Annotated in this window: 22 protein-coding genes; 3 read left to right on the forward strand and 19 right to left on the reverse strand. The window is 41.7% G+C overall.

The window, feature by feature from the left end; genetic code table 11:
- A partial coding sequence (locus B9A22_RS08130) for a tetratricopeptide repeat protein (RefSeq protein WP_176215438.1) occupies positions 1-401 on the reverse strand: 401 nt, incomplete at its 3' end.
- A 319-nt stretch (positions 402-720) separates the two neighbouring features.
- Between B9A22_RS08130 and B9A22_RS08135 the strand changes: the two genes are divergently transcribed.
- From B9A22_RS08135 to lexA, 3 genes are all read left to right on the forward strand, one after another.
- Positions 721-939: a hypothetical protein gene (locus B9A22_RS08135; RefSeq protein ID WP_084575231.1), complete on the forward strand. Its 219-nt coding sequence runs from the start codon at positions 721-723 to the stop codon at positions 937-939.
- Positions 939-1,184, forward strand: a complete 246-nt coding sequence (locus tag B9A22_RS25315; RefSeq protein ID WP_084575232.1) for a hypothetical protein — start codon at positions 939-941, stop codon at positions 1,182-1,184. The genes B9A22_RS08135 and B9A22_RS25315 overlap by 1 nt, the downstream gene beginning before the upstream one ends.
- 421 nt (positions 1,185-1,605) lie before the next feature.
- Entirely contained in the window at positions 1,606-2,232 is a 627-nt protein-coding gene (gene lexA, locus B9A22_RS08145) for a transcriptional repressor LexA (protein WP_084575233.1), read from the forward strand.
- Between the two features lie 102 nt (positions 2,233-2,334).
- On the opposite strand, the gene B9A22_RS08150 is transcribed toward lexA, so the two are convergent.
- From B9A22_RS08150 to B9A22_RS08235, 18 genes are all read right to left on the reverse strand, one after another.
- Entirely contained in the window at positions 2,335-3,714 is a 1,380-nt protein-coding gene (locus B9A22_RS08150; RefSeq protein WP_245823897.1) for a VanW family protein, read from the reverse strand.
- A 101-nt stretch (positions 3,715-3,815) separates the two neighbouring features.
- A complete protein-coding gene (locus B9A22_RS08155; protein ID WP_084575234.1) occupies positions 3,816-4,622 on the reverse strand; it encodes a PRC-barrel domain-containing protein in 807 nt (268 codons plus the stop codon).
- 45 nt (positions 4,623-4,667) lie between these two features.
- Complete coding sequence (locus tag B9A22_RS08160; RefSeq protein ID WP_084575235.1) at positions 4,668-6,266, reverse strand: tetratricopeptide repeat protein; 1,599 nt, start codon at positions 6,264-6,266, stop codon at positions 4,668-4,670.
- Positions 6,267-6,380: 114 nt separating this feature from the next.
- The gene (locus B9A22_RS08165) at positions 6,381-7,634 is read right to left on the reverse strand and encodes a methionine gamma-lyase family protein (RefSeq protein WP_245823899.1); all 1,254 of its coding nucleotides are present in this window, start codon (positions 7,632-7,634) and stop codon (positions 6,381-6,383) included.
- On the reverse strand, positions 7,627-9,420 hold the full coding sequence (gene hflX / locus B9A22_RS08170) for a GTPase HflX (RefSeq protein ID WP_139796204.1): 1,794 nt from the start codon (positions 9,418-9,420) through the stop codon (positions 7,627-7,629). Before hflX ends, B9A22_RS08165 begins: the two co-directional genes overlap by 8 nt.
- A 52-nt stretch (positions 9,421-9,472) precedes the next feature.
- Positions 9,473-9,694 (reverse strand): hypothetical protein, encoded by a 222-nt coding sequence (locus B9A22_RS08175; RefSeq protein WP_084575237.1) that lies wholly within the window; start codon positions 9,692-9,694, stop codon positions 9,473-9,475.
- Complete coding sequence (locus B9A22_RS08180) at positions 9,691-10,278, reverse strand: hypothetical protein (protein WP_084575238.1); 588 nt, start codon at positions 10,276-10,278, stop codon at positions 9,691-9,693. Before B9A22_RS08180 ends, B9A22_RS08175 begins: the two co-directional genes overlap by 4 nt.
- On the reverse strand, positions 10,259-10,864 hold the full coding sequence (locus B9A22_RS08185; protein ID WP_084575239.1) for a GTPase domain-containing protein: 606 nt from the start codon (positions 10,862-10,864) through the stop codon (positions 10,259-10,261). Before B9A22_RS08185 ends, B9A22_RS08180 begins: the two co-directional genes overlap by 20 nt.
- A complete protein-coding gene (spoVK, locus tag B9A22_RS08190) occupies positions 10,849-11,817 on the reverse strand; it encodes a stage V sporulation protein K (protein ID WP_084575240.1) in 969 nt (322 codons plus the stop codon). The genes B9A22_RS08185 and spoVK overlap by 16 nt, the downstream gene beginning before the upstream one ends.
- A 474-nt stretch (positions 11,818-12,291) precedes the next feature.
- Entirely contained in the window at positions 12,292-14,070 is a 1,779-nt protein-coding gene (locus B9A22_RS08195) for a methyl-accepting chemotaxis protein (RefSeq protein ID WP_084575241.1), read from the reverse strand.
- Positions 14,071-14,141: 71 nt separating this feature from the next.
- A complete protein-coding gene (locus tag B9A22_RS08200) occupies positions 14,142-15,416 on the reverse strand; it encodes a nickel pincer cofactor-dependent isomerase, group 22 (protein WP_176215439.1) in 1,275 nt (424 codons plus the stop codon).
- A 172-nt stretch (positions 15,417-15,588) separates the two neighbouring features.
- The gene (locus B9A22_RS08205) at positions 15,589-16,875 is read right to left on the reverse strand and encodes an MFS transporter (RefSeq protein WP_084575243.1); all 1,287 of its coding nucleotides are present in this window, start codon (positions 16,873-16,875) and stop codon (positions 15,589-15,591) included.
- An 81-nt stretch (positions 16,876-16,956) separates the two neighbouring features.
- A complete protein-coding gene (locus tag B9A22_RS08210) occupies positions 16,957-17,643 on the reverse strand; it encodes a hypothetical protein (RefSeq protein ID WP_084575244.1) in 687 nt (228 codons plus the stop codon).
- 110 nt (positions 17,644-17,753) lie between these two features.
- Positions 17,754-19,049 carry an NPN-dependent 2-hydroxyacid racemase, LarAH10 family gene (gene larAH10 / locus B9A22_RS08215; RefSeq protein ID WP_084575245.1) on the reverse strand — a complete coding sequence of 432 codons (1,296 nt, stop codon included), beginning with the start codon at positions 19,047-19,049 and terminating at the stop codon, positions 17,754-17,756.
- Positions 19,050-19,095: 46 nt separating this feature from the next.
- A complete protein-coding gene (locus B9A22_RS08220; RefSeq protein WP_176215440.1) occupies positions 19,096-20,385 on the reverse strand; it encodes an MFS transporter in 1,290 nt (429 codons plus the stop codon).
- 94 nt (positions 20,386-20,479) lie between these two features.
- Complete coding sequence (locus B9A22_RS08225; RefSeq protein WP_084575246.1) at positions 20,480-21,028, reverse strand: 2-oxoacid:ferredoxin oxidoreductase subunit gamma family protein; 549 nt, start codon at positions 21,026-21,028, stop codon at positions 20,480-20,482.
- Positions 21,028-21,777 (reverse strand): thiamine pyrophosphate-dependent enzyme, encoded by a 750-nt coding sequence (locus B9A22_RS08230; protein ID WP_084575247.1) that lies wholly within the window; start codon positions 21,775-21,777, stop codon positions 21,028-21,030. The genes B9A22_RS08225 and B9A22_RS08230 overlap by 1 nt, the downstream gene beginning before the upstream one ends.
- A gap of 2 nt (positions 21,778-21,779) precedes the next feature.
- Positions 21,780-22,847, reverse strand: a complete 1,068-nt coding sequence (locus B9A22_RS08235) for a 3-methyl-2-oxobutanoate dehydrogenase subunit VorB (RefSeq protein ID WP_084575248.1) — start codon at positions 22,845-22,847, stop codon at positions 21,780-21,782.
- Positions 22,848-22,859 lie beyond the last annotated feature (12 nt).

Below are 22,859 nucleotides of genomic sequence, written 5' to 3' on the forward strand. Positions count from 1 at the left end.
TAATCTGCTATAGCTAAATCATGTTGTCCTCTTAACTGATATGTATTACCACGCCCATTATACACTTCCGCGGACTGTGGATTTAATTGAATAGCACTATTATAATCTGCGATAGCTAAATCATACTGTCCTTTGTTATGATAAGCAATACCACGATTGTTATAAGCCTCCACATACTGAGGATTTAGTGAAATAGCTTTACTGTATGCAAAAATTGCATTATCATATTCATTTTTACTCAGGTAATCCTTAGCTTTATAGAACCATTGTTCAGAAGTTAAAACATGCTCGTTTTGAACTGCAATGCTTTCCTTTACTGCGAAAACAGATGAAGGGAGTAGGAGAATAGCGACTAATAATAAACTAGTAAGTAATTGATAAGGCAACTTTCCAGCAAGCATAGAATCACACTCCATAGAATAACTTTTCTTCCTAAATTCTACAATTCTACAAAGTTGCGATATTACCTTTAATTGGGATTAGTATTAATTCAAGATAAAATCAAAACTCACCATAAGCCTTATAGGTTGCTTAACATTATCGCTAAGGGTTTCTAACGAACAACAAAATAAACAAGCCTTAAAATGCCACTAATAAAGTCGTTTAGGTTACATAAATATAAATAGTAGCCTAATCTCAATTCCTAGCAAAGCAAACACTTTTAGCAGGATATTTGGATTATTTATAGAAAAAATGAAAATGTGTAATAGGAGGGATTAGATGGATATAGATAGTTTTTTCAAAATTTTTGTACCCGCTATAGTTGCAGTAATAGGTGTTATTATTGGTGCTAGTTTACAATATATATATGCGCGAAAGGCTGAAACAAACAAAAGACTGCAGATATTAAAGACAAAAGCCTATGTTGACTTTATTCGCTCTGTAAGTAGTATAGCAATGTCGCAGAATTTTGGGCAGAATTTGAAAGTAAAATATTAATGTGTGATGCTAAAGCACGTATTTGTGTTTACGGAAGTAAGGAAATTATAGAGTGCCTTGCTGAATTCTGGCGAAAAGGTGCAAATATGAAAAGTATAGAAAGTAAAGCTGTTTTTATAAGATTAATACAATGCATGAGAAACGAAACAGAACTACGCTCTGCTATAGATGACATCGACATCTCACAGTTAATATTTGGTCAGGACATTCAATCCAATGCACTTTGCCAGAAAGAACATATCTAGCCAATCAGTTTTCAACCATTATTGATTTATCCACGCCATACACAGCATTTCAATCCATGCGGATAACCACCAAATAAACATAAACCTTCGACAACGCAGTTCGTTGTTACCATAGCCCCGCAGGGTTTAAGAGCACGTCGTATAACATCTATTATGTCTAAGAGCGGAAGAAACCTGGCGTAATGAATGCGTTTTTATTTTGCAGTCATTATGCGAGTTTTCTGTAGCGTTTGGCAGTTAATTCCATAGGCGCACGCTTTTTGTGCCTCCCTCAGCTTCAACTTAACATAATAGATATTATCGGACATAAATTTTTATATGAACCTTGTCCCTTATATTGAAAAAATTCGAACGAGTGTTTGCATTTTATCCTAATAATGTTATACTATTAATATAATCAAATACGGTTGGTGGTGCCATAATGAGTCTTAATAAAGAGATATTGCTTAATACCAGACAAAAACAAATTCTTAAGTACATTAAAGAAACTCTTCGAAGTAAAGGCTATCCGCCTTCGGTTCGGGAAATTGGTGAAGCGGTTGGACTTAGCTCTAGTTCCACGGTACATAGCTATTTGTCAAAACTTGAAGAAATGGGATTCATTCGCCGCGATCCCACAAAACCGCGCGCCATTGATGTTTTAGATGAAGCACCGTGGCGCCAAAAACAAGTTACTCCAGTACCACTTGTTGGACGAGTAACAGCAGGTAAACCTATATTAGCAGTAGAGAATATTGAGGAAACCTATCCTCTTCCTACTGAGCTAGTTGGAGACCGCGATGTATTTATGCTTACGGTACAAGGCGATAGCATGATTGATGCGGGAATCTTAGATGGTGATTATGTTTTAGTTCGTAGCCAAAATACAGCTCATAGCGGCGATATCATAGTGGCTCTTATTGACGAAGAAGATGCTACCGTAAAACGTTTTTTTAAAGAAAAAGATTATATTCGGTTACAGCCTGAAAATGCAACCATGGAACCTATATATTCCCGTAATGTTCAAATATTGGGTAAAGTTATCGGTGTATTTCGTCTCATGCAATAGTAGTAACTGGATAAATAATAAGAAATAGGTAAAATAGAAGCTCGCAAATTGCGAGCTTCTATTTTACCTATTTCTTAACTTTACAAAAAAATCGTATTAGTGCTATTTCTTGGATTGCTGCGGGGGAATTTTAGTTCCTACTCGTACTACTTTGTCAACAGGTTTAAACTCATCTGATGCCAAGAATTCTTTATTGGCAATCTTTCCATCTACTTTTTTTATACGATAAGTAGATACTTGAAAACCCTTTTGACCTTCAACTTCGACAATTTCTTTCCCAAGTTCTAAATTAGTATCCTGCTTAATAATAGTGTTAGGCTCAAAAACTTTTTTATCTGTAGCTACCACATAAATTTCAGGAAGGTTGTCCATGCGTTTGCCAAAGATATTAACAATAAGCTGATTACCAAAAACTTCAGTAGTAATATAAATATTCTGCGATAATGTATTTTTAAACCTGAAATCCAGCTGATTATCAGCCACAGTTGCATCTTGTCCAATAGGTACATAACCTGGCGGTCGAAAGTGAGCTGTCCGCTCTTCTATACTTAGGTCAGCTAACAAGGCAGCATTATATATCGTACTGCTAACTTGGCACACGCCTCCACCCCAATCAGGAACTAAAACGCCATTAATGTATCCAGGGGCTTCTTTGTATCCAAATTTCGCCAACCTCAGCCCAACAATATTATTAAAGGAGAATACTTCGCCTGTTCTAACCAAGATCCCATTGGTACTCTTTGCCGCTAACAAAACATTTTGAGTACGATTTTGATCCCATAAGTCAAATTGCGTGGTATAAGAAGCAATTAGTCCGTCAATATGCGCAAAATCACTGGCTACTACAGGCGGTATAAGTTCCTCTACAGATATGTTAAGCGTAAACATAAGGCTTGTATTTAGATTTTCACTGATACCAGCTATTGTCTTGGTTAAATCAACCCTGCGACCAATTGTCTCTGGGACTATTTCAACATTAAAAGAGTTTCCTGTTAGTCTCAGCCTAGCATTTTGCGGTTGCCGATCAATGCTCCTAGTAATATCCAGCAAGATAGCATGTACTCTATCATGATTATAGTGAGCTGTCAATGGTAAACTATGTCCCTTGTTAACTGCCAAATATCTTTCTTTTAACCGGTGAACAATATTACCATTGCGGCCAACATCATAAGCTTGTTGAGCCAATTTATCAGCTTCAATACCTAATTCAATCTCCTGAGCAGTAATCGTCCATTTTTGATTTTGATATACTGCTGTAATGGGTGCTTTTGCCGTTCGTTCTCTAAACTCAGCTATGATCTTTTGCTCGGCTTGAGTTACTGATAAGCCACCAACATGTATATCGCCAACGGTAACACCCTGATAAATTCCGTCTGTTACCATAAACGTGGTGTTAGCTGCAATCATACTTATAGAACTAAAAATCATAATGATGATTAAAAATAATATTATACTAGAATTTTTAGATGTTACAGTTTGCACAAAGCACACTTAATCCTTTCATTGCGTTAAGTGTTGTAATAAACAAAGCAAACTTTTGTAGTTAAGTAAACCCCGCTAAGTAGCGGGGACTTTACCTCCAATTACTGAATATTCATTGATAATTCAACAAATTTACCGGCAAGCTTGGCTTTCTGTAATACTTCTTCAGTGATTTCGCCACCTTGCTCAACAATTAGCATACCATTATCAGTCTCAATACGACGGGCAGCTTTCTTACCTAACAAAAACTTGCGATGCTTATCATCAAACTTTTTAGCCGAATCATCAACAGGAGGTTGCTGTTCATTTTCTTTTGTCTCTATCTCAACTACTGGAGCAACGGCTGCAGGCTCTTCAACTTGGTGTGTTGTCACATCTACATCAGGCAAAATTTCAACTTGTTCGGACTGAACAGGAGGAATTTCAATAGTTTCAGCAATTATCTCTCCCTCCTCGGAAATAATTAAAACTTCTTTACCAAATGTAACTATTCGTTCTGCAGGGAGATGTAAAACCTCACCTTCAGCATTCTCCATTTCACAGACGTTAATTTTTCCAGTGTTATCAATTATAAATTCATTGATTTTTCCCTGAAATCTGCCACCTTTAGTTAATACCTTAGTCCCGATGACTTTTATACCCGCTTCGAGCAACTTTTCAAATTCTGGCCTATCTTTCATAGTCAGAATATCCCCACTATTATTAATGGTAACTGCATGCTCACCAAGTGCAGTAATAGCTTCAAAAGGCAAAAACTTAGCTCCATAATACCATTTGGCATCATCAATAACCAATGCTTCTATTGTACCATTAGCAGCATTAATCAGAAGCTCTTTAACATTACCAAACTCTACACCTTCCGTAATGCTAATAATTGGTTGTCCAACAATTTCTACACTCTTTTTCATCTTTATAACCTCCACATATTCTATTAATTAATTTTAGTTATTTAATTAGTTATTGCCTACACTGCGCCATTCTTTAAATTCGTCATCAATTTCTTTTACTATATGCTGTGGGATTTCTAAAAAACGAACACAGCCTAAGCGATGTTGCAATAAAACATTTTTGATAATACGAAGATATGCAATAGTGCTGATAAACTCCTGCTCCATCATTTCATCTTCTCTAGTTTGACAAAGATTACGACCATCTGAAAATACTTCAATAGCTTCATCATAGGCACCCTTATTTTTCAAAAGATTGCCAACTTCAACTACTAAAAAAGGAGCAGCTTCACTATACGGATATAAAGTTAAAGCCTGTTTAAAAGCAGTAAGCGCGGCTTCATAATCATGCCGTTCTTTACTTGAAAATGCAAAATCAATTAGATCATCCAGTTGGTCTGACTCAGGCAGTATTTTTTCCACTGCTGTTTCATTATAGGGCATTATTGAGTTTTCATCCTCCTGCACTGTAACGCCTGACGTCGCAAATGTTGTATCAGGTCGTTTTTGCATAAGTTCTTCCTGGACTGTTGTATCATTAAGGGAATCTTGTACTACTTCAATTTCTTCTGCCAGTAATTCCTCAAACTTAGTGTTCTGCCTAAGTGTACTGTCAACTATCTCTAGTTCTTCGACAACTTCAATCGGGATTTCACGCTCTTCTACAAATGTCGGTTCTTCAAGAACATTAACAATATTGGTAACCGAACCCAAATTATCTAGTTCCGATAAATCTGAACTCAATCCGATCTCGCCAATCTCTTCTGGGAGATTATTTGTACTTTCAGCAGTTTGTTCATTAATTGGCAGTCTTTCAAGTTCTTCTGTCACTGAGATATTGGTTATACCTTCGCTATTTTGATCGTGAGTATTCTCTAACAACACCTCGGCCTGCGTTGAACAGTTTTCGGCCACCCCTGAAGTCGATGCATCGGTAACCAAGACCAAATTATCTAGTTCAAATAAGTTCAGATACACTGGATCATCGTGAATCTCTTTAGGAAGATTGTTCGTAATTTGGGTTGTTTGCTCATTAATGGACAGTTCTTCAGTTTCTTCAATTATTGAGATATTGGTTGTACCTTCGCTATTATAATCATGAGCATTCCCTACCACAATATCGGTCTGCACTGAGTAATAGTCGTCCACTTTAGAAGTCGATGGCTCATATAAAGCAGACTCATATTCATTTTCACTCTCTGTAATATGGCTAATCTCTTTCTCATCGTTATTACTATTACGAATTTCATTTGGCACTTCACTAGTAATTCCGACTTGTACTATCGTATCCGGCTGGCTCTGAGCAACTAATAAACAACACGCGCTTTCATTTTCGCCAACCTCCGTAGGAGACGGTTCATCTTCATACTTAGCAACAAAATAAGCAAATATAATAGCAAAGACCGCCAAGACAGCAATCGTACCAGGTAATCCAGCAAATCCAACAACAATTTTAGGCAACACTAAGCTAATAAACATAGCACAGGCTGCACATAACAATAGTGGTCTTAAGCGCAAACTCAGCCCAAATATGCTGTTGGCCAGCTTATATACAATTAGAGTTGCGGCAAGGATAGCTACTAAACTGGCAATTACATATTCCACACTTAACCACCAAAAAAAGCATATTTTTTCATACTTTTGCTCTATTCGACGCTCGTATGTTTTTTCCTGTCACAAAATTAACCACGATTAAGAAATATGAAAAGAAATGTTGGATTATTGTCTAGCGATTGCGCTAGCTGCTCCTAAGATACCTAACATAGCATGTTCAAACGTTAATCCGCCTTGTAAATAGACAATATAAGGCGAGCGCAATGGACCGTCAGCACTAAGTTCAATTGATGACCCCTGAATAAAAGTTCCTCCTGCCATAATGACTTGATCAGTATACCCTGGCATCGGTCCTGGTATAGGTCGTACATGCGCATCGACTGGCGAGTACTGCTGTAAGCCCTGGCAAAATGCAATCATCTTGTCTGGAGATCCTAATTCAATGGCTTGAATGATATCACTTCGTAATTCATCTGGTCGCGGTAAAGTCTTGTAACCTAATAAATCGAATAACACAGCCGCAAATATTGCGCCTTTTAAGGCCTGATTCACAACGTGAGGCGCTAAAAACAACCCCTGGTAAAATAAGCGGATATCTGCCAGCGTTGCCCCCAGTTCTCCCCCTAGCCCCGGTGCTGTTAGACGACACGCAGCCATATTTACTAATTCCGCTTTACCGGCAATATATCCGCCAGAAGGCGCCAAGCCACCACCTGGATTTTTAATAAGCGACCCAGCCATTATATCAGCGCCAACACTTGTCGGCTCAGCTACCTCAACAAACTCGCCGTAACAGTTATCAACAAAACATATGCAATCAGGCTTATGTTTCTTGATTTCGGCACATGCCTCCCTGATTTCCTCAATAGTTAGCGGCTTTCTCAGGCTATAGCCCCGGGAACGCTGAATAAGTGCGATTTTGGTATTGTTCCTAATATATCCAGCAATCGCGCCGATATTTATTCCGTCTGCAGTCATGGATATTTCTTGATAGCTGATCCCGCATTCCTTTAATGAGCCGGGAGTGTGTACCGTATGTCCAATGACGGTTTGCATTGTGTCGTAGGGTGCTCCGGTAACGGCTAATAATGCATCTCCAGGGCGCAGTAATCCAAATAGGACGCAGGACAATGCATGTGTTCCCGACACAAACTGAGTTCGCACTAAAGCCTTTTCAGCTCCACAGAGTTCAGCCCACACTGCTTCCAGACGTTCCCGCCCACTATCGCCATATCCATATCCGGTAGTTGTTCGAAAGAGATATTCAGAAATTTGATGATTCCGAAAAGCCCTTAATACTCTAGCGGTATTCTGTTCTGATATTTCATCAATGGCTGTAAAAAGTGGACGTGCCTGTTCAAGGGCTTTATTTTTTAGGATTATAATACTTTCAGGGAATAGGCTCACTAATTTATTCATCTCCTGATACATATTTCTTATAACGTTCAAATAGCTCTGGTGGTAAAGATACAGCGACATAAATACCATCTGGGTTGTAATCAACAGAATTTACTGTGGCAGTATCATATAGCTTAGATAGCACACCGCTATCGTCATACGGTAAAACTAATATTGCATCTACTGTTTTTGCTTTAAGGCTATCTTCGATCAGACCAAGCAAGTTATCCAAGTTTACCCCTGTGACTGCAGAAACAGCAACACTTCCGGGCTCCCGGAGCATACGCTCTATGACATGTTGACTCTCTATTTTGTCTACCTTGTTGAAAACTGTTATTACCGGTTTAGTGTCTGCCCCTAGCTCCCGCAACACTTGATACACTGCTTGGCTCTGCTTTTCATATTGGGGATGACTGGCGTCAATAACATGCAATAACAAATCAGCCTGAATAACTTCTTCAAGTGTTCCCCGAAACGCCGCAATCAACTGGTGGGGTAGCTTCTGAATAAAGCCCACAGTGTCTGTCAATAAAATTTCTCTACCACCGGGAAGTTTAGTTCTCCTAGTAGTTGGATCCAATGTTGCAAACAGCTTGTCCTCTGCCAACACCCCCGCATCGGTAAGTTTATTTAGGAGTGTAGACTTGCCGGCATTGGTATAACCCACCAGAGCGGTTGTTGGTATTCTAGCTGCCTGGCGTCGCTCACGATGCAAATTTCGATGTTTTTTTAGATTTTCAATTTCTTGTTCGATATCATTAATTCTTGAACGTATTCGTCGTCGATCAACTTCGAGTTTTGTTTCACCAGGCCCCCTAGTACCAATGCCACCTCCAAGGCGAGACAATACCAGTCCTTGCCCGCCCAAGCGGGGAAGATTATATTTTAACTGAGCTAGTTCAACCTGCAGTTTCCCTTCATGTGAACGCGCTCTTTGCGCAAATATATCTAGTATTAGCGCCGGCCTGTCAATGACTTTAATCCCCAGCGTCTGCTCTAGGTTGCGTTGCTGAGCGGGAGAAAGCTCGTCATCAAAAATAATCAAATTGGCACCTAGTTCTTGGCGACTAAGGCTAATTTCCTGAACCTTACCTCGTCCGATAAAAAATGCAGCATCAGGACGACTTCGTTTCTGCCAAACGGAGCCTACAACTGCAGCCCCTGCCGTTTCAGCTAATTGTGCTAATTCACTAAGAGAATCACTGACATCCCATAATCCTTGCCTTTCAACACCGACTAATAGTGCCTTTTCAACTTGCGCCATAGTAGAAGTTATATCTTTGCTTTCTAGTTGGCGCTCAATCTGATTAGTCAAATAGCCTAAATCAAGCTGCGTAAACTCGGACAAGGAAAGTGGACCAACGGTTCCTACATCATAACTATCAGCTGTATGGCCTGAAATAAAGCCAAAACTAATTTCATGGATGCCATCTCGAACGCCAATTGCCGTCATGATATCAAAACGCATTTCTTTAAGTGATGCCAAGTCTACATTACTTAACCGGCTGTCCCCGCCAGGATGGGTATGTATGCACCGAATACCGCTCAACCGGTTAAGAGCGCGCCGTCCATCGGTTTCTGGTAGCGATACTGTCTTGGTATCCCCTACAGCGACACGAATAACGCTTCCCCGCCGGTTTATATACACGGCAATTTCACGGTTTACCTGTTCTGTTATAGTAGCCATGCCTTGGGCAAGCTCATTGGTAATTGTCTGGCTAAAAGGAACCGTATACTCATATAATTGTTCCAAACTATCCAGAATCATTTTTTTTAAGCCGTCCGTTTCTCCATATATCTCAGGCAATCATCAAACACCCCTAACTTTAAACTATTACTAGTACTTTACACTATTTTTGTTACAAAGTCTCCAAATCCTTGTTATTTTTTTCATTGCTCGACATTTTTGTCCAGTATTCATCACAGATACTACATTTTCCTTGTTCCAGTGATTTCTGCCGTATCTTTAGCGGCATATCAGCCTCCATTTCGGAGCAACCTGCTACCCACCCTTGGTGTTTGCCCAGGATATACCCTAATAGAAATGAAACCAGCAAGCTTACAATAACATATAGTATCACATCCGTACCCTCTCACAGCTCAGTGAGGATATATAAACCACTGCACTCCCAACCACTGCAGGGACAAACAAATTTTCATTTATTCCCCAGGCTGCCAGTGCACATATTAAACCCATAATCAAGCATTCTAGCCCTCCAAACCGGTTAGCCAAATTGCGTTGTCCTGATAAACGATCATACTGGGCGTCTAAGTAATCATCAAATAATTGTACGGCTGCCACAAAGCTAAGTGAAAACAACATACTATTCCAGTCAAAGAATACCACGCCAATAATCAGAGCCACTAGTGATTCTTGAAATCCATTTAATCGGCTGGGCAATTTTTCATACATGCTGTTAAACATCCCAACAATATAGCTAGCCAAAAACAGGGAAAGACTTAATCTAGTATTAATTCCAGCTGACATTGCCAGTAAAAACATCGCATAGAGCATGGTTCCTCTGCCCAATACTTCAGCCCAGTTAGTTTTTCCAGCTACAGCGTCATATTCTTTATCTAAGTAATCATCAGCTAATTTTACTGAAGCCGAACAACACGCCACCGCTGCTGCCGTGGATAGAAATTCAAATATTTCTGGCCACATAAGCTTTCACCTCTCTAAATCCTTGGCTATATAAAGCAGAAATAGGAACAACGATTGCCTTAGAGAAAGCGGCTGTCAGTCGTGGCAGGTTATCTTTAGCTGAACCAAGGTCAATTTTATTACCTAACAATATATAAGCATTGCGGGCAATACCGTAGTTATAAAACTCATAATCAATACTGGCTTTATTAGCTGCATAATCTTTGTTAACGAGTGATAGATCAATTATATGAAGAATAAAATCAGCCGAACGCAACAAACCAATAGTTTGGGCCATACCCTTCCGTATGCCTTCGTCGGCATGTATTTGCTCGCTTACACCACAGGTGTCAGTAAGTTTAAAATTAACCGCTGTTTTTCCTATAGTCATTTTTAGAACCATCGACTGTAAGGATCGTGTTTTATGCAAAACCATTCCACACAATTCCCTTTTAGCCTCTTCAAGAGAAAAATGGCGGCAAGTCATCAACCCATCGTAGGTTCGAAACGTCACATCAACGTTTTTTGCCCCCAGGTATCCGGCAAAATTAAGGGCAAACAAAGTTTTCCCCGAGTTAGGACACCCGATAATTACACATTCCCGCATTTTTCCACCCCCGATAAATCGCTTGGTTCAATAACCATCAACTCTTCTCTGGTAGTAGAATGTTTGCGAATTAAGCGTACGGCTTGCCTCCTGATAGCCTTCTCAATAATATTCCTCACAGTACGAGCATTACCAAAATTATCATCGCTATTATTTTCAGGAGGGTTAAACAAACTTAATAGCACAGTCTTGGCCTGACTATTAAGTTGATACTGACGTTTAGCACATAGCTGCTCAGCAATTTGTAATAGCTCCTGTTTATTATAATCAGGAAAATTAATATGTATCGGGAAACGGGATCTCAAGCCAGGATTTGTCTGAAGAAATTTTTCCATTTCTTTCTGATAACCGGCCAAAATTAATATAAGTTCATCCTTATGATCTTCCATGGCTTTCACCATACAGTCAATTGCTTCTTTACCGAAGTCTTTTTCCCCACCTCTAGCCAAAGAATACGCCTCATCAATAAACAGTATTCCTCCATATGCCTTTTTTAATTGTTCCCTTGTTTTCTGGGCAGTATGACCAATATACTCGCCTACTAAATCTGCCCGTTCCACTTCGATAAGGTGCCCTCGTGATAAAACTCCCATTTCTCGGAATACTTTGCCCATAATTCTGGCTACAGTTGTTTTACCGGTACCTGGATTGCCTTTAAAAATCATATGCAATACCATAGGCTCGGTGTTCAAGTGCTCTCTTTCCCGGCGTTTTTGAATTTCGATAAAAGCATAGATCTCACGTACTAATTTCTTGACTTCAGTAAGACCAATAAGACTATCCAGTTCACGCAAAATAGTTTCAATACGTTGCTCTACACTAGATTGTAGACTAGCGGAATCGCGGCTGACAGAGGTGTTTTCCATTTCACGTAACTTCCTAAACGCTTCTAACGGAGACATTTGTCCAGATTCAATAGCGCTTAATAGATCTTCAGGCCACAGGTAAGCCATACTCTCACCCCACCGCAGTCTTCGTGATATACATTATACGCAAAAGACAGCGAATGGTGATTCATTTCGACTGTGAAAATGAAAAAGTACTCCAGGTATGAACCTACTTTTCTGTCAGGAAAACTCCCCGGAAGTTTTGTCGTGTACCGCGACATATCAAGAAGTTTGAACGTCTCTATTCGATGAGAACCCTCTGTTGTTAGCCTATGATGGAGTTTTACTTTTCTTTTTTGCTTTTTGCTTACAGCGCAAGATGCTTAAAATTTAAATGAAACCAGGCGCTGCCTGGTTTCATTTTTTTGCCAAGTAATTCTCAATCAATATTTTATGTATATTAAATCCTCAGCAGCCTAATATAGACATGTTGCGTTTTGAAGCAATTGTTCCGCTATAGATTCGGTGCATTCATTGTTACCTAGATGTACCTGCTCTAACACCTGATATAGTCTAAGCTTAAAATTGTGTGAGGGTTTTCTAAACTTGAAATTGCTGAATTGTAAGCTGAAGATCCTGAGCCAATTTGGCCAAAGCTTGACTAGAAGATGCAATCTCTTGCATGGAGGCCGATTGTTCCTCTGTGGCTGCTGATACCATTTGTGCTTCTCCAGCCGCATTTTTACTCAAGCTGTCGATTTGCTTTACTTCGCTGACGATTTGCTGGCTAACACCAGCCATTTGCCTGATGGCTACTGAAATCTCCTGGACTTGGGCCGATACATCAGTTACCATGCCTGCAATCGCGGTAAATGTGTGACCCGCAACATTGACCGCTTCGGCTCCAGTTTTTACTTCGCTATTCCCTTCGTTCATGGCCGCTACCGCTTTGTCGGTTTCTCCCTTAATTTCAGTGATTAGTTTCCCAATTTGTTTAGCGGCTTCTTGCGATTGCTCGGCCAATTTTCTTACTTCTTCTGCCACAACGGCAAAGCCTTTACCTTGTTCTCCGGCTCGGGCTGCTTCAATAGCGGCATTGAGGGCCAAAAGGTTTGTTTGTCCGGCAATGCCGGAGATAGTATCGATAATTTGGCCAATTTCATGGGATCGTTCTCCCAGCTTGGCTACTACTTTAGCAGAGGCATTGACTGTCTGTTCAATATGCCCCATTTGACTAACTGCTTGCTCGACAGATTTCCTGCCATCTTGCGCAGTATCAGCAGCTTTGGCGGATTGGGAAGCAACATAGTTGGCACTAGCTGTTATTTTCTCAATAGCTAAAGACATCTCTTCTACTACCGTGCTCGTGTTTTCCGCAGCGATAAGCTGCTGTTCAGCCCCCTTCGCCACATTGACAATGGAGGCGGTAATTTGATTAGCAGCTTCTGCGGATTGGTCGGTGCTAGCTGTGAATTGTTGGGAGGAGGAGGCTATTTGCTCGGCAGATTGCGCAACTTGAGTGATAAGTCGTTTTAAATTAGTATTCATATTGCTGAAAGCAGTTGCCAAAATTCCGATCTCATCCTTGCGTTGTAAAACACGATCATCTATGTTTACCCTTAAATTACCTGTTGCCATTTCGCTAACGATGGTTTGTGTGTGGTGCAAAGGATTAATTATAGACCGTACCAAAATTAAGGTTAATCCACAAGCCATTAAAAGAAAAACTACGCCAATACTTCCCTGAGTCATCATAGAATTTTGCATGGCTTCTTCGTACTCGCGCTGACGCTTGATAATGGCGGCATCAATAGAATCATACCAAGCCCCAGTTCCCACCGTCCAGCGGTAAGGCTCAAACATCTTAATATAGCCGCGCTTAGGCAAAGGCTCATTCTGCCCTGGTTTAGGGAACCAATAGTCGCTAAAGCCACCACCGCCGTTTGCTTTAGCTGCGTTAAACAAATCCTGTACAACCGGATTGTCCTTGGCATCCTTAAAGTTCCAGCGTGATTTGCCTTCAAAGTTCTTATTACCCAATAAGACAATGTTTAAGCCTTCGTAGGTATCAACCCATAGGTAATTTCCATTGTCATACCGAATCTCGCGGATAGTATCAGCCGCCTTCTTTTTGGCATCTTGCTCAGTAAGAATACCTTTTTGCTGTTCTTTATAACTCGCTTCAATGATACTTACTGCACTCTCAACCTGCAGTTTTAACGTCCGCTCAAACTGTTCCATCATGGTTTGGCGCATTAAAGATATGTTGTTTTGTGTTTCAATTTTCATACGATATAAGTTATACCCCACTAGAACGGCTACCGTAAAAAAGCAAATAGCGCATATTGCAGCTACTGCTTTTGTGCGCAAACTGTTCATTAAAAAATATCCTCTCCTGTTCACCTTTTGCTCTATTAATTACTAAAATAGTGTAACTGTTGTTCTTCATGTTAAATTCTAATGATGTTTCCTACCTCATCAAACTGCATTGGTTTTAGTTCTTCTAGTAATTGCAAATTTGATCTATCCACCACTTCTTTAACCAGGCTTTCAGAAACCTCAATAATCTCAACTTCATTAGTGTTTTGAATATGGACAACTCTAGCGTCTTCAGGCTTAGTAATGCCAATACAAGTCAAAGCTGCCCCAATACTATCTTTCTCCGTAGCAAAGTAGATGGGTATTCTGCCTTTTTCTGGAGCCTGGGCCGTAATGCAATTAAAATAAGTAGACCATAAATCCAGTTTATCTACCAGTTTCTTGGTCGTAAAGTCTGCCAGACCGACACCAGTAGCCATACCATGGCTTTCTTCAGTGGTGTCTAGTACAACAATTCTTTTTATGACAGGTTTTTCCGGTTCCTTTTGGCCAAATACCAGAATTCTACCAATAACGTTGGTGTCCATACCGGCACCACTTACGTTTTTGCCCATTTCATCAATAATAAGAACATCTAGCTCCTCGAAAGGTATCTTGCCGAGGTTCGACTTTGCCAACTTTAACAGCCTTTTTTCTTCATCAGCGATTTCATTAGGCAACATCGCTTTAAGGTGCGCTGTTTTGTGATAATAGTTTTCTACCGTAGCAAAAGCAAAGGCTACTGGCAAGTGGTTAATAATATAAGCGCCGACCTCGGTAATGGTTTTTTCATAACCAAAATCAAGCGAATATTGGTGTACGGTTAAAGCCCCTTTTGGATTGCCGATCCCTATTGCGCAAATCTTGTGAATGCCACTTTCGATCTCTCCCTCAAATTCAGTGTGTTCCTTAACTCGGTTAAAAATAATGACCTTATCGAGTTGTTCCGACAGTGTTATGTTATTAACATAGACAGGTATTCCTTGCTGGGTTGTACCGATCTGACTGGCTTCACCACAGGCAATGACAGGAACATTCATTGTTTCCGAACTGATCCCTAAAGACTTGAGCATTTCTATCTGTCCTTCAGCAGTTCCTCCGCCATGCGAACCCATTGCCGGTAGAATAAAGGGTTCCCCGCCTACCTGTTCCACCTCCTCAATAAGCACCTCCACGATAACTTTTAAGTTAGCTATACCACGACTACCAACAGTTATACCGACTTTCTCCCCAGGCTTGATAAGGTCTGCTACGTTAATTCGCTTCACTTCTTCGCTGACTGCGCTTCTAATGTCCTTAATAGCTGACTGTGCTATGATTTGTTTAACCCTAGCCATTCTAGGAAAGTTAACGGTTTCTGCGTACATAATTTCCACCTCGTCCCCTCGACTTTTCCATTGACTCTCCCGATCCATTGCTAACAACTCGCCTGGCCACAGATTTGTATATACCTGCCGTCATATTAGCAGGTTTAACTTCTGAGGCCAGGCGATAAATAATTTATTTTAATCTTTCTAATGCTCTAAAAATATTCGGATATTAATGGCATTTACTTTGGGACCCAGTATGTATTACTTCGCTACGCTGAAGTGGAATATCAGGTTTAACAAATAACCAAGCGATAATCCCAATTACTGCGGACAACGCTGTTACGATTATAGCAGCCTGCCAACCATAATTAGTTGCTATCCATGCTGTGAGTAGCGGAGCTATGCAGCCACCAATATTACCCCAAAAATTCATCCAACCTGAAACAGAGCCCGAAAACTTCCCGCCAAGATCGATACACGCTGACCAACCTGCAGGGAACGCCAGGCCAAGAGAGCCTAATGACAAGGTAAGCCAAAACACATTCATCGTCGGATTAGTAGCAATGGCCCCTAAATAGAGGAATAATGAACACAATACTAATCCTGTTATCCCCAGGTAAGACCTCGCCTTAGCTTTGGAAGCGCCTGCTGCCACCAACCGGTCGCTGAATGCGCCTACCGAGAGTGTCACAATACATAATGCAGCCCATGGAAATGAGGCGGCAATACCCATTTTTGCCAGCGAAAAATTCTGAGCTTCCATAAGATATAAGGGCAGCCAAGCAAGATATACATACATGATATAGTCTACGATAAAATATTGAATCCCTATGGCCCAAAATTGTGTTGAAGTAATAAAACTTTTCCACGGAGCAAGCTCTTTCTTATCCTCAACTGCCGCATTGCGCCCCTCATCAATGTACTGCAATTCCGCCGCCGACACATATGGACTTTCTTTCGGGGAGTTCTTCGCAAATATCAGCCATCCTAATGCGATAAAAATACCTGCCACACCAAAGATCACAAATACGGAACGCCAGCCAAAGGCTAGCATCAATGCGACAGTAATCGCGGGTCCAAATACCGGACCAACAAAAGCACCGCTAAGCATAATTGAAGATGCTTTCCCCTTTTCAGCCGGATTAAACCACCGGGCGATAAAAGTACTGAGCGCCGGATAAACAGGACCTTCCCCTAACCCAAACGCCCCCCTAATAATCACCCACTGAGAAAATGTGCTAGCTGCTGCAGTAAGGGCCGTAAATACCGACCACCAGGTAACGGCGGCTACAACAACTATCCGATGACGAAAGTACTCCGCCAGTATGCCCCCAGGCACTTGCATCGCGGCATACCCCATGAAAAAAACCGTTTGGAAAAAGCCAATATCCATCTTCGTGAAATTAAACTCTCGCATAATTTCAGGTGTAGCAACCGATAAATTGACCCGGTCCATATAAGACATAAAAGTTATAAGGAACATTAATGCCGCTAAAACCCATCTGAAATTTTTCATATATGGGGCCCCCTTTTCCATTTTACACGAACTTAATGAATACTCTTCCACTTAATTACAAGTGCTCTTTCATCGACGCATCTAACCAATCCACGGATACTGGGTATATGGCTTTAGGATAAATATTGGATAGTGTGTGCTTACCTTGCCCGACAGCCATTCCGGTATTACAACACAATGAATAGGCAACGCTAACTGCGCAGCCGCAACCTCAGTAATAGCCAATCCAGTTTGAATATGTTGCTCAGTGGTTGCGCCTGCCAGATTAGTGTTACTAATGATCCCAGCTATTTTTAGTCTTGATGCATGTTCAATACAATGAAATAACTCCACGATTGCTGCCGCCGTGCTCGTAAAAGGACGACAAGTATTCACAACCAGCATCGCCTGGTACGGATTATTGGTAAACAACTCATTAAATTGTCCCAAAACAGTAGCGGCCATCCCTCCCCCTACATCCATTACCACTTGGTAATCTGGTTGACTTAGCACTCTCGTCAAGTTATGCGGCAGAACCGGAAGATCTGCACTTTCCAAGCGTTGTTCTGGAGCTACGACCTCTATTCCATTTTTTTCTAGCAAGCTCCGATTTTCCCGGGTACGAAAGTAAGGTTTTACGAGATCAATATCGACTATTGCCGTCTTAAAGCCCAGCCCCTTGATTTGCAATGCATAATTTACAGCTAGTTCGGTCTTGCCACTACCAAATTCGCCCAGAAATATTTTTATTCTTGCACCTTGAATCAGTGGACTATCGGTATCCTGCATATGATCCCACCACCTATACAAATTTGATATCATAGTGTGCCAAACTGAATGAGCCACCCGCCCCACAACAGCAAGCAGGTTCTTTTTTCATCCGCTTGTACTTCGACTGCCTATTTCAGCACAGGCACTGTATTTGCGGCGGTAGTCATTACTGTAATAGTGTAATCTTCACGTCCCAGCTTCTCTTGAGCAATCGCGAGTGCTTCTTCTGTTGTAGCCGCTGGAATCATGCCAGCTTTTCTAATAAATTCGGTATTTTCCTTTTTCGTAACAATGATTAACGACAATTGGCGAGCTATATCCAATAATCGGTAAGCCAAAAATCCGGGAATTGTAAAATTCTCCCGCAGAGCCATCTCATGCTCTAGCATTGTTGGATATTTAAACCAATCGCTAAATTCAGCCGGCTCCATAATATCTGGCAGTTCCATAAAACAAATAGCAGCTCCGCCTGGTTTTGCAGCCATATAGGCATTGTCAATTGTCTTTACACCCTGGTATAGGTTAATGTCTTTGGGAAAGCCACCGGCAGACGAGACTACCAAATCAGCCTGTGCATTAATGGGAATACCGTATATTTCATCTACCATTTTTGTTCCCGCCAGCCAAGCTTCATACCAGTGTCCAGCGACAAACTTGGCAAACTTATTCTCCGGCGTAAACACGGCATTTAGTAAAAAATCCGGCTTTGCCAAAGCAGCTTGCTCAATCATGTCTTCATTCATTTCGTTTCCGTCAAGCTTGCCGGAAATACAGTTCGGGTTTAGTCCCTTACCCACTTCTTTATTCATGCAAAATAGGTGATTTCCTTGAATAGTCTTAAACCCGCTGATGCCGGGTAATATCGCCTTGCGACCGCCACCGAAACCAGCCATCAGGTGGTGAACAATGCCACCAGTCAAAATTACTTTATCGGCCTCGGCTACTCTCTTATTAATGTAACACTCGACTCCACTCTTGGTCTTGCCGGTGTACACCAGTTCATCTTGATTGTGGCATTCGTGGTTATAGACGGCAACCCGCTGGCATACCTTTTCCCCACACAGCACAATAAACTCTTCTTTCGTATTCAAACGGTGAGCACCAGGAGCGATGATAATGAATATGTTCTGATCAGGAATGCCTGCTTCATTCAATTCGTCTAGTAAAACCGGAAGAAATTGATCGAACTTGACCCAAGCACGAGTAATGTCACTGACCACTACTGCAACCCTGTCACCAGATTTAACAACCTCCTTAAGCGGAGGAGTTCCAATTGGATTGCGGAGCGCCTCACGTACTGCAGCCGGAACATCTACAATTGCTGGACAGGGCTTGCCCAAAACATTGTTAATAATTTTTTCTTCTGACAGACCTACCTTTATCTTGCTACTTCCATAACCAAATTCAAATACTGTTTCCGGCATAAAAAGTACCTCCTAAACTCAAATATTAATCTATACTCTACTTCTCTTAGTAGTTTTTCAGAGATAACACTGCCATGCAAAGCGCTCCGAGAATTGCTACTCCCACTAGAAACATTAGTCCACCCACATATCCCCCTGTAACACTAATGAAATAGCCAATCAATACCGGAGCAAACGCTGATCCGGCATTTGCTAGACCGTTCATCGAACCAGTAGCCGCACCTACAGCTTTAGAAGGAACGATTTGCTGTAATATTGTCCAAGATTGAGGCAGAGCAAGAGCGATTGATGCGATACCACCGGAAATTAGTATTGCAGCCGTAAGATCATCTGGTGCATGGGCGCCAAAATAAATTCCAAGAGCAGCACCGACGTGTCCAAAACAAATGAAAGGTGCCCGCCGACCCCATTTATCTGCAAGATGACCAAAAACCAGTAGACTCACGCCACCCAGCAAATACGGCAATGAAGAAAGCGCCCCCATAGCAGCCCAGGAAAATCCCCGTGCTTCCTTGAGATAACTTGGTAACCAAGCCATTGTTCCCCACCAAATAGACGCAACGCAAAAATAGTTGACAGTTAGCAGCCAAAAACGATAGTCTGTCGCGAAACTCTTAATCCGTTGCACTAGGGTTTCGGTTGCAATTCCTTTTTGTAGTTCTGCTTCAACTTTCAATCCACTCTCGATCAAATCAAGCTCTTCCTGATTTACCCGTTTATGTTGGCGAGGATGGTCAGTAACGTAAAACCATAGAATTAATAGCGGTATCATACCTAGCAGGACTAAAGAAAAGAATGTGCCGCGCCAGCCCCACATTGAAAGAACCCAGCTAAAGAAAGGCATCGCTAGAGCCGGTCCCCCCATAAGACCAATGAGCCATACAGCATTTGCTTTGCCGCGTTCACTTGGCGGAAACCAATTCTTAACGAAACTGCTCTGCATTGGCCAATGCATACCCTCGCCAACGCCTAAAATAACACGCGATACTAGTAGGGTTGTAAAAACCGTAGCAAAACCACCAATGGCAACTGAAATTGTCCACAAAAGAATAGACAGAGACATTGCTTTCCGCGGTCCCATCCAGTCTCCTAATGGGCTAAGCAATACATTAGCTAGACCGTAAGCGATGAGAAAGAGCGTCATGATTAACCCCATCTGGACCGGATCACCTTTGATTCCCATTTCAGTAAGAAATGAATTATCTGCCAAAAGTATAGAAACATTAACCCGATCCCAATAAGCGATCAGCAACGTCAAGAGTAGAATAAGCACTAACACCCATCTTTCCTTAGTTGGCTTGACACCAGCTACCTGCCGCACGGTTACGTTACTCAAGTATGGCCCCTCCTAATTAAAAAATTTGCACCTTGGGAAAACCTAACACTCCCCCTTCCGCTCTATGTAATTTCATTAAACCAAAAACACTTAACTAATTCGCCTTAATCTGCATCACGAAATCGTAGCCCTTATTAAGAGCTTCTTGATTTGCAGGCACCATTCCGGGCTTCGAAGCAAACTTTTTCGCAAAAGCATTCATAAGTGATTCTTTCTCTACGACATCTGTGGCAGCCAATAGTGCTCCTAAAGCCACCATATTGATCATTTTTATACTACCCAACTCATTGGCAATTTCATTAATAGGAACAAGATAGGCCTTGATATCATCGCGTTGTACCTGTTTATTAACAAGCGAACTATTGATAATCAGAGCCCCATTTGCCTTGATTGTTGCTTCAAACTTATCTAGTGATGGCAAGTTCATTATTACAGCCGCCGTCGGCTCGGTAACAATTGGCGCACCCACAGACCCCTCTGTGATGATGACGGAACAATTTGCAGTCCCGCCCCGCATTTCAGGACCATAGGAAGGCATCCATGACACATTTTTATTTTCCAGCATTCCCGCATAGGTTAGAAGTTGGCCCATGACCATTACCCCTTGCCCGCCAAAGCCTGACATAATAATTTCGTGCCTCATTATTTCACCCCCTCAATATTTTTATAGATGCCGAGTGGGAATTGTGGTAGCATATTTTCCTTCAACCATTTTTTCGCTTCTACCGGAGACTTACCCCAATTTGTTGGGCATGTAGCCAATACTTCCACCAACGAAAAACCTTCCCCGCGAATTTGAACTTCGAAAGCCGCTTTAATCGCTGCTTTTGCCTTAGTCATATTAGCCGGGTCATTGACTGAAACTCGAGCAATATACTTTGCCCCATCTAAGGTTGCCAGCAGCTCGGATAAACGTATTGGCGACCCGGCTGATGAAAGCTGGCGGCCATAGGGAGATGTCGCTGTTACTTGGTTTACCAACGTAGTTGGTGCCATTTGACCGCCAGTCATGCCATAGATAGCGTTATTTACAAATATTGTCGTTATCTTTTCGCCACGCGCGGCTGCATGCACTACTTCCGCCATGCCGATCGCAGCAATGTCGCCGTCTCCCTGGTATGTGAAAACTACATTTTTTGGATGTACACGTTTAATGCCGGTGGCAACTGCAGGAGCACGACCATGAGCTGCTTGTTGAGAATCTATATCAAAATATTGATCTGCCAGTACTGAGCAGCCAACAGGTACGACACCAATTGTTTTTTTCTGTATTCCTAGTTCATCAATCACTTCCGCCACTAAGCGATGAATTATTCCGTGCTGACAACCTGGGCAGTAGTGAGTCGACACATCAGTCAACGCTTGCGGTCTAGCAAACAACTTTTTCGTCATTGTTATTTGCCCCCTTTTGTTTCAAATATTTTGACTATTTGCTTGTAAACATCCTGAGGATTCATCATCATGCCGCCAGTGCGACCATAGAAATGAACCGGCTTGGAACACTTGATTGCAAGGTTAACATCCTCAACCATCTGCCCAGCACTGAGCTCTATCGTTAAAACATCTGATGCCTTATTTACAGCCTTCGCCAAAGCTTCTTTCGGGAAAGGCCACAACGTAACGGGCCTGAACAGACCTACCTTATAGCCCTTTTCTCTCGCCATTTCCATGGCTGAATATGCAACACGCGACGATATTCCGTAAGCCACAAGCACAAGATCTGCATCTTCAGTAAAGGTTTCTTCCCAACGAACTTCCCGTTCCTGAAGCAACGCATACTTTTTTTGCAGCGTATTGTTTAATTCTTCTAACTCATCAGCCTTAAGCCGAAGAGTATCGATCATATTAGGTTTATCCCGCTCACCCATGCCCGTTGTAGCCCATGGCTTATCTACCGGAATTACAGGGAGATCGTGAAAGTTAACTGGTTCCATCATTTGGCCGAGAGCACCATCACTTAAAATCATTACCGGATTACGGTATTGATCCGCAAGATTAAAAGCATGCACTGTTAGTTCAGCCATTTCTTGTACACTGTTCGGCGCAACCACAATACAGTGGTAGTCACCATGACCGCCACCTTTTGTTGCCTGAAAGTAATCGGCCTGGCCTGGCTGTATGCCGCCTAGTCCTGGACCGCCTCTCATAATGTTCACAATTACACAGGGCAATTCACCGGCCGCAATATAAGAAATTCCTTCTTGTTTAAGACTCACTCCCGGGCTTGATGAGGAAGTCATGACTCTGGCTCCGGCACCAGCGGCACCATAAACCATATTAATTGCTGCAACTTCGCTCTCAGCTTGCAAAAATACACCTTCAACTTGCGGTAAACGCTTTGCCATGTATTCAATAAGTTCTGACTGCGGTGTGATAGGATAACCAAAATAGTACCTGCAACCGGCGATGACAGCAGCTTCACCGATAGCTTCATTACCTTTCATCAATACTTTTTCTGACATTTTTTCACTCCC

The sequence above is a fragment of the Sporomusa malonica genome (genome assembly GCF_900176355.1).
Taxonomy (GTDB): domain Bacteria; phylum Bacillota; class Negativicutes; order Sporomusales; family Sporomusaceae; genus Sporomusa; species Sporomusa malonica.